The sequence below is a fragment of the Citrobacter sp. BDA59-3 genome (assembly GCF_015167655.1).
Lineage (GTDB): Bacteria > Pseudomonadota > Gammaproteobacteria > Enterobacterales > Enterobacteriaceae > Phytobacter > Phytobacter diazotrophicus.
Map to the genome: position 1 here is coordinate 977,083 of NZ_CP063427.1, position 12,376 is coordinate 989,458.

Sequence of the window (12,376 nt, forward strand, 5' to 3'; positions counted from 1 at the left end):
GGGGTTTTCTCCCTCTCCCTGACCCTCTCCCCAAAGAGGATAGGGGACCGATCGTGCTCGCATTTTTGTGGGGATTCCTCAGCCCTGTGGGAGAGGGCAGGGGTGAGGGCATCCAGCCGCACCCATCTTTCCCTTTTACCCCATCAAACTGACATGCGCCGCCACAATCCGCCAGCCATAGGGGAACTTCACCCAGGTCTGCATCTGGCGGCCCACCCGTACACTGTTCTCGCGCGTAAACTCCGTGCTCGCGACTGCCATATCCTCACCGTAGGTGGTGATTGTGGTATTACGCAGCAACCTGTCCAGCCCCGCTGAAGGGCGTGCATTACGAAACTCGCGGATCGCCTCAATGCCGTACAAATTCTCTGTTGCGCCGTAGCGCACCGTGCGCGGATCCGCCCAGAAAAGCTCATCCAGCACTGCCACATCATTACTGATAAGCGCCTGCTCATAACGATAAAACGCAGCGGTAACCTCATTTAATACTGTCGGACGGTCGATATTGTCTCTGTTCATCATGCTTCCTGTGGGTAAAGAATGCCCGCCTGCTCCAGTCTCCACGCCGCCTGCAGACAGCGTGACTCCTGCCAGGGTGCGGCAATAATCTGTACGCCAATCGGTAAGCCCGCGGCGGTTTTTACGGGCACGGTCACCACCGGCAGGCCTAAAAACGAGATGGGCTGCGTCAGCATCCCCATACTGGCTTTGATCGGTAAATCGGTATGGTTAATGCGCATGGTGTTCTCGCCAATTGGCGTTGCGCTGCACGGCGTCGCCGGGGCCAGAAGCAGATCGACATCGTTAAACAGCGGTAGCGTTTTATCGCGAAACCAGGCGCGAAAACGCTGTGCCTGGGTATACCAGGCCGAGGGGGTCATTGCGCCTGCCAGCAAGCGCTCGCGGGAGTTAAGCTCAAACGTATCGGCATCTGTTCGTAGCGCAGGAAGATAATGGTTACCCCCCTCTGCCGCAGAAAGCAAAAACGCGGCTGAACGCGCCAGCTCCGCTTCCGGCAATACCCGCGTCTGGTTAGCGCCCAGAGCTTGTGCCACCGCGTTGACGGCGGCGCGGGCATCAGCATTACACCAGGTGGTGAAATAGCCCTCCAGCACGGCACAGCGTAGCGCCCCCGCATTGGATAACGTGGGCAGCGTGGCGGCAGGTTCGTGTGGTGATTGCCAGTTGTCTTCCACGTCATGTCCCTGGAGCGCGTCATAGACACAGGCCAAATCCTCCACGTTACGTGCCAGCGGGCCGATGTGATCCAGACTGGCGACAAACGGATGGCTACCGCTGCGTGATAAGCGTCCAAAGGTGGGCTTTAGCCCCGGTACGCCGCACAGCGAGGCGGGAACGCGAATAGAACCGTTGGTGTCGGTGCCCAGCGCAAAATTGACCATCCCGGCAGCAACGGCCGCCGCTGAGCCGCCCGATGAACCACCCGCCACCCGGGTGAGGTCTCGCGGGTTACGCGTCGCACCATAGTGGCTGTTTTCGGTAGTGAAGCCATAGGCATAGGCATCCATGTTGAGCGTGCCGGCCAGCGTTGCACCCGCATTCGTAAGCTGTCGAATGGCGAATGCATCTTTTGTTGCGGGGGGCTGAGTGCTGAACAGCTTTGCCCCCGCCAGCGTGGTAACCCCCTCCACATCGAACAGGTTTTTCACCGCATAGGGTACGCCTGCCAGCGCAGGCAAGGTTTCGCCCGCAGCACGCCGGGCGTCGATGTGCGCGGCTTCGGTGAGCATGCGCGTCGCCGTTACGCCGGTGAAGGCGTTGATGCCGGGGTTTGCCTGTTCAATCAACGCCAGTGATTGCTGCGCCAGTTCGCGCGCGCTAAAGGTTTTGCTACGCAGTCCTTGCTGAATGTCCCGAATGGATAAGCTCATAGCCGATATTCTCCTGCGCCTTCCTGGCGGTGCGGCAGTGGGAAAGCCATCAGCGGCTGCGCCATGGCCGCGATGCGGGTGAGCTGAACTTCGAGTTCAGCCCGGCGTTCATCGTCCAGCGGTACCGCCAGGAGTTGTTCCATCAACCGGATGTATGTCGGCCAGTCGAATGTGTTATCGCTCATAATGACTCCTTAAAAACCGGCCGCGCTGCCGTTACTGCGTGGATCAAATGCCCCTTCGAGCATCCCGTTGGGATGACGCACAATCGCCCCGGCGTGCCCGGTGGCTTCGCTCAGCCCAGGCAACCATTCAACGTCATGGCCCAGGTCACGCAGCGCCTGATACGTGGCCTCGCTGAATCGCCCCTCCAGCTTCAGGCTATCGGACGTTTGTCCCCAGGTGCGGCCCAGCAACCAGCGGGGGGCGCATACTGCTTCCTGCAAAGGCATGTTTTGCATCACGTGGCGGGTAAATATGGCGGCCTGCGTTTGCGGTTGCCCGTCGCCCCCCATCGTGCCGTAGACCATGGTGCGGCCATCTTTCAGCCGTGCCGCCGCCGGGTTGAGGGTGTGGAAAGGTTGTTTACCGGGCACCAGCGCCAGCAAATGCTCCGGGTCGAGACTGAATGCCGCGCCCCGGTTTTGTAACAGCACGCCGCTCTCTGGCAGCACCACGCCGCTACCGAACTCGTGATAAATGCTCTGAATAAACGACACCGCCAGCCCGTTTTTATCCACCACACCCATCCAGACGGTATCCCCCGGTCCTTTGCCCTTGCCCCAGGGGGCGGCCCGCTTGTCATCGATGCTGGCGGCCAGCCGTTGCAGTGGTGCCTGCTCCAGCAGGCTTTGTACCGGCAGCGTGACGTGGCGTGGATCGGTGATGTAGCGATCACGCAGGCCAAAGGCCTGTTTGGTTGCTTCGACGATGCGGTGAATGGTCTGTACTTCGCTGGCCTGCGCCATATCCAGATGGTCGGTAATGCCGAGGATGGCCAGCGACACCAGCCCTTGCGTTGGCGGCGTCATATTGAAGATGTCGCCCCGGCTGTGGCTCAGGCGAAGCGGTACCCGGCGGTGGGCGCGATGAGCCGCCAGATCCTGGGCGGTCAGTGGCAGGCCGAGCGCGCTCATTTCCGCCGCCATCTGATCGGCAAGCGCTCCGCGATAAAAACTGTCCAGTCCGTCGGTGGCGAGACGGGTTAATGTGCGGGCGAGGCGCGGCTGGCAGAAACGGCTGCCCGCCTGTGGGACTTCGCCCTGAATTAGAAAAGTCTCGCTAAAGCCCGGCACATCCACCAGTTCCGGGTATTTACTTTGCGTGGCGCTGGCCTGCGACTGTGTTACCGGGATCCCTTCGCTGGCGTAACGGATGGCGTCGGCCAGCAGGCGGGAGAGCGGCAATTGCCCGCCGCCCAGTGACGCTGATACGTTCAGCGCCTCGTCCCAGCCGCTCAGCGTGCCGGGAACCGTGAGCGCCGCCAGCGGGCCACGATGGGGAATATGGCTATGCCCGCGATAGAAATCACGTGTCGCCAGTTGCCCGGCGGCGCCGCTGGCGTCAATGGCGAGGGGCGCGCCTTCGGGTGGCACTATCAGCCAGAAACCATCGCCGCCGATGCCATTCATATGGGGATAGACCACCGCAATGGTGGCGGCTGCGGCGATCATCGCCTCAATCGCATCGCCGCCGTGGCGCAACACCGATAGTGCCGATTCGCTGGCAAGGTGGTGGGGCGTTACCGCCATACCGGAAGGGGCAACATTACTTTGCATCATCATGCTCTCTTTGTTCGGGTAAGTCAGGGAGCTAAGCAAGAGCTGTTCCAGATTGACGGCAAGCGTTTCACTGTGTCAGCTTAATGTGAAACGAAAGTTGCAGGAGGGTCTATGCAGCAGTTAGATACGCGCTTACGTGAGTGCTACAACGAATTATCCCCGCAAGAACAGCGAGTTGCCTCATTTATCATGGATCATTTTGATGACCTGATGAGCTATAACAGCGCCGAACTGGCCCGTCTGAGCGGCGTGTCGAAAGCCACTGTCAGCCGCCTGTTTAAACGGCTTGGCTATGATCGTTTCAAAGAGATGCGCGACGAGGTGCGTACGCTGCGCCAAAGCGGCATGCCGCTGACGGAAAACCGCGATGCCGTACAGGGCAACACCTTGCTGGCGCGACACTACAAGCAGGAGATGGCGAACCTGACCCAGTGGGTGAATGCGCTGAATGCCGTGCAGTTTGCCGATGTGGTACAGGCGTTGGGCGCAGCGCAGCGCGTCTTTATTCTTGGTCTGCGTAACAGCGCGCCGGTGGCCTTGCATCTGCGCCAACAACTGATGCAAATCCGTGGTCAGGTCAGTCTGATGCCTCAGCCGGGGCAGACACTGGCAGAAGAGTTAGTGGATATCACCCCGCAGGATGTGGTGGTGGTGGTCGCTTTTCGCCGTCGTCCACGGGTCATCCGCCCGGTACTGGAAACGCTGCACAAACAGGGCGTGCCGACCGTTGCCATCAGCGAACCGCAGGCGGCGGGCATTACCACGCTTGCCCGCTGGCACTTCGGCCTGCCGCTCGACAGCGTATCGGCGTTCGATAGCTACAGCAGTGCCATGAGTCTGGTGAATTTACTGGCGAATGCGTTACTGCACAGCGCCCTGACGGAGGGACGCCAACGTATCCATAACATCGCATCGCTGTATACAGAACTCGACGAACTGGAGCAACGATGATGCACTGTATTGGTGCTTTTGCACCCGTTCTGGGGATCGTTATGGTGCGGGCTGATAACGTTAATCCGCGCTGAAAAAGCACGAAATCAGCGCAATAGCAGGCTGGTGTCTTCATTTTCTCTGTGGCACATTAGTTGCAGGAAATAACAGCAAGAATCTTTTGTTTCATGACGATCACTTTTGTATACCAAAGGATGTGTCCATGTTCGACTCTCAGCACTCTGCACAAATTAACCCACCCCACCGTTTACTGATGGGGCCGGGACCTATCAACGCCGACCCGCGCGTTTTACGTGCCATGGCGAGCCAACTGGTGGGGCAGTATGACCCGGTTATGACCGGCTATATGAATGAGGTAATGGCCCTCTACCGCGAGGTATTCCGCACGCAAAACCGCTGGACCATGCTGGTAGATGGCACCTCGCGCGCCGGGATCGAAGCGATCCTCGTCTCTGCGATCCGTCCAGGTGACAAGGTGCTGGTACCGGTCTTTGGCCGTTTCGGGCATCTGTTATGTGAAATCGCCCGTCGCTGCCGTGCGGAAGTACACACCATTGAGGTGCCCTGGGGTGACGTTTTTACGCCCGATCAGATTGAAGATGCCATCAAGCGTGTTAAGCCTCGCCTGTTACTGACGGTGCAGGGCGATACCTCTACCACGATGCTGCAGCCGCTGGAAAAGCTGGGTGAGATTTGCCGCCGTCATGGCGTGTTGTTTTATACCGATGCCACCGCATCGCTCGGCGGTAACGCGCTGGAGACCGATGCCTGGGGGCTGGATGCGGTCTCCGCGGGTTTGCAGAAATGCCTGGGCGGTCCGTCGGGCAGTTCGCCCATCACCCTGAGCCCACAAATGGAAGAGGCCATTCGCGCACGCAAATGTGTGGAGCAGGGGATCCGTACCGATACGCACCAGGACGGCGATGACGAGATGATCTACTCCAACTATTTCGATCTCGGCATGGTGATGGACTACTGGGGGCCGGAACGCCTGAACCACCATACCGAAGCCACCAGCATGCTGTTCGCCGCCCGTGAGTGCGCACGCATCATGCTGGAAGAGGGGATGGACGCGCTGATTGCCCGCCACGAATTACATGGCCGCGCCATGCTGGCGGGGATCCAGGGAATGGGGCTGGAGGTGTTTGGCGATATTCATCACAAGATGAATAACGTACTCGGGGTGATGATCCCATCAGTTGTGCATGGTGAAGAGGTGCGTAAGCGCCTGCTGGATGATTTCCACATTGAAATCGGCACCTCGTTTGGTCCGCTACAGGGAAAAATCTGGCGTATTGGCACTATGGGGTATAACGCGCGCAAAGATTGTGTGCTGCAAACCCTCACAGCTCTGGAAGCAGTGCTTAACCGTCTGGGCCTGCGCACGGTTCAGGGCGCGGGAATGCAGGCCGCCTGGGATGTCTACGAAGGGGTGGCATGATGATGACTGCCGATGAGGCTGACCGCGCTGCGCACCGGGTAATGACGCGTTGCGATGCGCTGGCAGAGATCAGTGAAACGCCGGGTCAACTCACCCGGGTTTACCTCTCTAGCGAACATTTGCGGGCAAACGCGCAGGTGGCGCAGTGGATGCAGGATGCGGGAATGCTCACCTGGCAGGATGCGGTAGGCAATATTTGCGGACGCTACGAAGCGGCAAGCGACGGTGCACAGGCGGTGTTGCTTGGGTCGCACCTGGACACCGTTCGTGACGCCGGACGCTACGACGGCATGCTCGGCGTGCTGACTGCCATCGAAGTGGTGGACTGGCTGCACCGTCAGGGTTTGCGTGGTTCACAGGCCATTGAGATCGTCGGGTTTGCTGATGAAGAGGGCACGCGCTTTAACATCACGCTGTTAGGAAGCCGGGGGCTGACCGGCACCTGGCCGCAGGGCTGGCTGGATTGCGAAGATGCGCAGGGGGTAAGCGTGGCGCAGGCGATGGTCAATGCCGGTCTGGATCCCACGCGTATCGCCACGGCGGAACGTGCCCGTGAGGATTTTTCCGCGTATCTGGAGCTGCACATCGAGCAGGGGCCGGTACTTGAGCAAGAAGATCTGCCGCTCGGCGTGGTCACCGCGATCAACGGTGCGCGCAGGTTGACCTGTCGGTTTAGCGGAGAAGCGGGGCATGCGGGCACCGTGCCGATGAGCCATCGTCACGATGCATTGACCGCCGCCGCCCAGTGGATCGGGTTTGTTGAACAAAAAACGCGGGAGTCTGGCCCGGAGCTGGTGGCAACGGTCGGTACGCTGCAGTGTGAGCCCGGTGCGGTGAACGTGATCCCGGGAGCGGTGACGTTGACGCTGGATATCCGCAGCCCGAACGATGATCTGCGGGAGACGCTGTTAAACGCCCTGCTGGATGAGGCCGTGCGCATTGGGCAGGCACGTGGCGTTGGTTTTAGCTACGATATTTTTTACTCCATTGCGGCAACACCTTGTGATACGCATCTGCGTAATGTGCTGGCTGGTGCCGTTGAGGCGGCGCAGGGGCGCGTGCTGTTGCTGCCAAGCGGCGCCGGGCATGATGCCATCGCGATTGCGGAACGCTGGCCATCTGCCATGTTATTTGTGCGTTGTGACAGAGGGATCAGCCATCATCCGGCCGAGAACGTGCAGCAGCAGGATGTGGCGCACGCGTTGCGGGCATACAGTGAAGCGGTGAGAGCGTTAATGTAATTCAATGTTTCCCTGAAAGAGGGGGAAATTATCTTGAAGCCCCGGTAAGCGTCAGCGCCACCGGGGACAATTCCCGGATGGCGGCGCAAGCGCCTGATCCGGGCTACTAACCGGTAGCCCTGGTAAGCGCGGCGCCACCGGGGGCACTTCCCGGATGACGGCGCAAACGCCTTATCCGGGCTACAATCCGTAGCCCTGGTAAGCGAAGCGCCACCGGGGACCATTCCCGGATGGCGGCACAAGCGCCTTATCCGGGCTACTCACCGTAGCCCTGGTAAGCGCGGCGCCACCGGGGGCACTTCCCGGATGGCGGCGCAAACGCCTTATCCGGGCTACTAACCGTAGCCCTGGTAAGCAAAGCGCCACCGGGGACATTTCCCGGATGGCGGCGCAAGCACCTTATCCGGGCTACTCACCGTAGCCCTGGTAAGCGAAGCGCCACCGGGGGCACTTCCCGGATGGCGGCGCAAACGCCTTATCCGGGCTACTCACCGTAGCCCTGGTAAGCGCGGCGCCACCGGGGGCACTTCCCGGATGACGGCACAAGCGCCTTATCCGGGCTACTAACCGTAGCCCTGGTAAGCAAAGCGCCACCGGGGACAATTCCCGGATGGCGGCACAAGCGCCTGATCCGGGCTACGACCGGTTTTCTCCCTCTCAGAGGAATCCCCACATAAATGCGAGCACGAACGATCCCCTCTCCTCTTTGGGGAGAGGGTTAGGGTGAGGGGAAAATGCGGCTCTGATGGTCATTCCGTTCACCTTATGTTCATGGCGACATGTCAACTTCGGACACGTGAACGGGTAAAGGGGAACGTCATATCACCCAAGCGTAAACGGATCGGCGTCCTGCCAGGCGGGAAACTTCTCGCGGTACTCTTTTAATGCGGCCATCGACAACTCGGCATCAATGCGGATAGCCTGGTGCGGCTCGGCGGTGGCGATAACCTCGCCCTGCGGGTTAATGACCCGGCTGTCGCCACGATAATGATGCCCGTTGCCATCGGTACCCACACGGTTGCAGCCCGCGACATACGCCAGGTTTTCAATAGCGCGTGCCACCAATAGCGATTGCCAGTGCAGCGAACGCGGCGCAGGCCAGTTGGCGACATACAGCGCCAGATCGTAATCATCGCGATTGCGCGACCAGACCGGGAAGCGCAGGTCGTAACAGACCAGCGGTAAAATACGCCAGCCGCGCCACTCAAACACCACGCGCTCGTTACCGGCTTCGTAATGGTGATGTTCATCGGCCATACGGAACAGATGGCGCTTATCATAGAAATGAACAGCCCCTTGCGGCTCGACCAGCAGGAAACGGTTAACCGGGCCGCGCTCTGTTTGCAGCGCGGCACTACCCGCGACCAGCGCGTTCGTCTGGAGCGCTTTGGCCTGCATCCACGCCACAACGTCTTCTTGCGGCATCGACTGCTTCGCCGCTTCCATCGCAAAACCGGTGGTGAACATTTCCGGCAGGACTATCACATCACGCCCGGTGATATCTTCAAGCTGACGGTCGAAATGGCGCAAATTGGCCGGACCATCCATCCAGACTAAAGGTTGTTGCAACAGCGTAATTTTTAAACCAGGCACGATTTAAGCTCCCCTTAAACAGCATTTTTACACTTTAGCACGAGAAAAAGGGAATTTGTGGTAATAAAAAACCCCGCGCGAAGCGGGGTCAGGGTCTCCAGAGGGGGGCGTTATGCAGCCTGAGGCTTACGCACCTTTTCCGGCGTTTTTACCGGCTGCGTTGCCAGCTCTTCCGGTTCGAAATCGTCGACATTGATACTACGCAGACGGCTGGTTTCGGCTTTTGTCAGGATCTCAGCTTCATCCTGATTGATAAGCCCGCCGGCCAGCGCCTCTCTTGCCAGCACGTCCAGACGTGTGAACGGCAGGTTTTTACCCAGCTCTTTACAAATGCGCTGATGAATCGGGTCGGCGGCGATCACGTCAAGCAGCGCCTCTTCCAGCAGACCGACCGGGTTATGTTCGCTCGGCGTCAGGTACTGACCACGGCCAATACGCGAACGGGTGGCGCACGGCGTTTGCAGAATCTTAGCGACCTGATGATCCAGCTTATCGGACGGCGCCAGATAGTGACGACCAGTCGGGAAAATCACTACCCGCAGCAGACCTGCGACCACACGGTTCGGGAAGTTGGTCAGCAGATCGTCCATCGCCTGTTCAGCCTGATACAGCGCGTCCTGTACGCCCCAGTGCACCAGCGGCAGATCCATCTCATGGCGGCCTTCATCGTCATAGCGTTTCAGCACTGCAGAGGCGAGGAACACCTGACTTAAGATATCCCCGAGACGTGCCGAGATACGTTCACGACGTTTCAGGCTACCGCCCAGTACCGCCATCGACACATCCGACAGCAGCGCGAGGTTGGCGCTTAAGCGATTGATATGCTGATAATAGCGTTTGGTTGAATCGCTGGTCGGGGCCGAACTGGTCAACCCGCGCGTCAGCCCCAGCCAGAAGCTACGCATCTTATTGCTACCCACATGCCCGATATGTTTAAACAGCAGTTTATCGAACGCATCCACGTCGTTGTTTTGCGCGGCGGCCATTTCATCCAGCACGTACGGATGGCAACGAATCGCGCCCTGACCGAAGATCATCATGCTGCGGGTCAGAATATTGGCCCCCTCAACGGTGATGGCAATCGGTGCGCCCTGATAGGCGCGAGCCAGGAAGTTGCCTTCGCCGAGCATAATGCCTTTACCGCCAGCGATATCCATTGCGTCAATGATTGACTGCTGGCCACGGTGAGTACAGTGATACTTCACAATGGCGGAGAGCACCGCCGGTTTCTCACCGAGCATAATGCCGTACGTAATCAACGTGGCAGCGGCATCCATTACATAGGCGTTACCCGCGATACGTGCCAGTGGTTCTTCGATCCCTTCCATCTTACCGATAGCAACTTTGAACTGACGACGGATATGGGCATAGGCGCCGATACCCAGCGCCACTGATTTCAGGCCGCCCGTGGAGTTGGATGGCAGCGTGATACCACGGCCCACGGACAGACATTCCACCAGCATACGCCAGCCCTGTCCGGCCATTTTCGGACCGCCGATGATGTAATCAATCGGTACGAAGATATCCTGACCACGCGTCGGACCGTTCTGGAACGGGACGTTCAGCGGGAAGTGACGACGACCAATTTCAACGCCCGGGGTGTTGGTGGGGATCAGCGCACAGGTAATACCGAGATCTTCTTCGCCACCCAGCAGTTTTTCCGGGTCAGAGAGTTTAAACGCCAGGCCCAGTACGGTCGCGATAGGCGCCAGCGTGATATAGCGTTTGTTCCAGGTCAGGCGCATACCGAGGACCTGTTCACCCTGCCAGTCGCCCATGCAGACGACGCCGGTGTCCGGGATGGCGCCCGCATCAGAACCGGCTTCCGGGCTGGTCAGTGCGAAGCACGGAATTTCCTGTCCACGCGCCAGACGGGGTAAGTAATGATTTTTCTGCTCTTCGGTGCCGTAATGTTGCAGCAGTTCGCCCGGCCCTAAAGAGTTAGGTACGCCGACGGTGATCGCCAGGATACCGGAAACCCCGGAGAGTTTTTGCAATACGCGGGACTGGGCGTAAGCGGAGAATTCCAGGCCGCCGTACTCTTTTTTAATGATCATCGCGAAGAAGCGATGTTCTTTCAGATATGCCCACAGTTCTGGCGGTAAATCGGCCATTTCATGGGTAATCTGAAAGTCGTTAGCCATACGGCAGGCTTCTTCCACCGGGCCATCAATAAAGGCCTGTTCTTCGGCGGTCAGGCGCGGCTGCGGGTAATTGTGCAGTTTTTTCCAGTCAGGATTACCGCGGAACAGATCGCCTTCCCACCAGGTTGTGCCGGCATCGATAGCTTCTTTTTCCGTACGGGACATCGGCGGCATCACTTTACGAAAGCCGCGGAAGACTGGCGCAGAGATCAGCGATTTACGCATCGGCACAAAGTTGAAGGGCACAAGGATAATGGCCAACGGCACCAATACCCAGATGGACCACAGACCTGAAGCGCCTAGCGCGGCAGTCCATGCCAGGAGGATTACGCTGCTGAGCAGCAGACTCACCCGGTGATAGAACAACACGCCGAGTAGGACAACAGTTGCGAGAAGACTCAAAATCATCATAGAGAAAAGCTCCCTTGCTTGTAGGAGGTCTGACCACTTGTGATGATATGGTTGTAGTGGATGTTATTTCTTTTAGCAATGTGTTTACAAAATAATTACAACCTGGTTCACATTGTTGGGGAGGAATGTGGCACGAAAAACGAAAACCCCCGACGATCACCATGGCTTTAGCTTCTCGCTTGCCATGCTATCCGGTAAACTGCGCGCGAGAATTTATATTCATACTGCTTTCATACTGAAGGATATCCTCATGTACCAGGATCTGATTCGTAACGAACTGAACGAAGCAGCGGAAACGCTGGCAAACTTTTTAAAAGACGATGCCAATATTCACGCCATTCAGCGTGCAGCGGTTCTGCTGGCTGACAGCTTCAAAGCCGGCGGTAAGGTATTGTCCTGCGGCAATGGTGGTTCCCACTGTGATGCGATGCACTTTGCCGAAGAGTTAACGGGACGCTATCGTGAAAACCGTCCGGGTTATCCGGGGATTGCGATTTCTGACGTGAGCCATCTCTCCTGCGTCAGTAATGACTTTGGTTACGACCATGTTTTCTCTCGCTATGTTGAAGCCGTTGGCCGGGCAGGGGATGTACTGTTAGGTATTTCTACTTCCGGTAATTCTGGTAATGTCATTAAAGCGATTGACGCGGCGCGCGCGCAGGGCATGAAAGTCATCACGCTGACCGGTAAAGATGGCGGCAAAATGGCAGGTACTGCCGACGTTGAAATCCGTGTACCGCACTTTGGTTACGCCGACCGCATTCAGGAAATCCACATCAAAGTGATCCATATCCTGATTATGCTGATCGAAAAAGAGATGGTAAAAGCGTAAGAAGGCTATTTTATTCGCCAGTTTGAACCAGGGCTGTGTTCAGAATCCTCTCGTACCCGGTGTACGCTCCGGTTCTTACGCGCTGTCCGT

10 protein-coding genes are annotated in these 12,376 nt (G+C 58.2%); 4 read left to right on the top strand and 6 right to left on the bottom strand.

Features of this window, described 5'->3' with window-relative positions:
• Nucleotides 1-135: 135 nt before the first annotated feature.
• From hpxZ to IP582_RS04545, 4 genes are read right to left on the bottom strand one after another with little or no spacing between them, the layout of a single operon-like run.
• Nucleotides 136-522 carry an oxalurate catabolism protein HpxZ gene (hpxZ, locus tag IP582_RS04530; RefSeq protein WP_228007939.1) on the bottom strand — a complete coding sequence of 129 codons (387 nt, stop codon included), beginning with the start codon at nucleotides 520-522 and terminating at the stop codon, nucleotides 136-138.
• Nucleotides 519-1,892, bottom strand: a complete 1,374-nt coding sequence (locus tag IP582_RS04535; protein ID WP_193795195.1) for an AtzE family amidohydrolase — start codon at nucleotides 1,890-1,892, stop codon at nucleotides 519-521. The genes hpxZ and IP582_RS04535 overlap by 4 nt, the downstream gene beginning before the upstream one ends.
• The gene (gene hpxX, locus IP582_RS04540) at nucleotides 1,889-2,077 is read right to left on the bottom strand and encodes an oxalurate catabolism protein HpxX (RefSeq protein ID WP_193795196.1); all 189 of its coding nucleotides are present in this window, start codon (nucleotides 2,075-2,077) and stop codon (nucleotides 1,889-1,891) included. Before hpxX ends, IP582_RS04535 begins: the two co-directional genes overlap by 4 nt.
• Before the next feature lie 9 nt (nucleotides 2,078-2,086).
• Nucleotides 2,087-3,673: a gamma-glutamyltransferase family protein gene (locus IP582_RS04545; RefSeq protein WP_193796184.1), complete on the bottom strand. Its 1,587-nt coding sequence runs from the start codon at nucleotides 3,671-3,673 to the stop codon at nucleotides 2,087-2,089.
• A gap of 111 nt (nucleotides 3,674-3,784) precedes the next feature.
• On the opposite strand from IP582_RS04545, the gene IP582_RS04550 reads away from it, so the two are divergent.
• From IP582_RS04550 to hpxK, 3 genes are all read left to right on the top strand, one after another.
• On the top strand, nucleotides 3,785-4,624 hold the full coding sequence (locus IP582_RS04550; protein ID WP_193795197.1) for a MurR/RpiR family transcriptional regulator: 840 nt from the start codon (nucleotides 3,785-3,787) through the stop codon (nucleotides 4,622-4,624).
• 202 nt (nucleotides 4,625-4,826) lie between these two features.
• Nucleotides 4,827-6,065: an alanine--glyoxylate aminotransferase family protein gene (locus tag IP582_RS04555; protein ID WP_193795198.1), complete on the top strand. Its 1,239-nt coding sequence runs from the start codon at nucleotides 4,827-4,829 to the stop codon at nucleotides 6,063-6,065.
• Complete coding sequence (gene hpxK / locus IP582_RS04560) at nucleotides 6,062-7,306, top strand: allantoate amidohydrolase (RefSeq protein WP_193795199.1); 1,245 nt, start codon at nucleotides 6,062-6,064, stop codon at nucleotides 7,304-7,306. The genes IP582_RS04555 and hpxK overlap by 4 nt, the downstream gene beginning before the upstream one ends.
• An 822-nt stretch (nucleotides 7,307-8,128) precedes the next feature.
• On the opposite strand, the gene IP582_RS04565 is transcribed toward hpxK, so the two are convergent.
• Both IP582_RS04565 and fadE read right to left on the bottom strand, forming a co-directional pair.
• Nucleotides 8,129-8,899 carry an amidohydrolase gene (locus IP582_RS04565; RefSeq protein WP_193795200.1) on the bottom strand — a complete coding sequence of 257 codons (771 nt, stop codon included), beginning with the start codon at nucleotides 8,897-8,899 and terminating at the stop codon, nucleotides 8,129-8,131.
• 110 nt (nucleotides 8,900-9,009) lie between these two features.
• Nucleotides 9,010-11,454 (bottom strand): acyl-CoA dehydrogenase FadE, encoded by a 2,445-nt coding sequence (gene fadE / locus IP582_RS04570; protein WP_193795201.1) that lies wholly within the window; start codon nucleotides 11,452-11,454, stop codon nucleotides 9,010-9,012.
• Nucleotides 11,455-11,704: 250 nt separating this feature from the next.
• Between fadE and lpcA the strand changes: the two genes are divergently transcribed.
• A complete protein-coding gene (gene lpcA / locus IP582_RS04575) occupies nucleotides 11,705-12,286 on the top strand; it encodes a D-sedoheptulose 7-phosphate isomerase (RefSeq protein WP_041852634.1) in 582 nt (193 codons plus the stop codon).
• Nucleotides 12,287-12,376 lie beyond the last annotated feature (90 nt).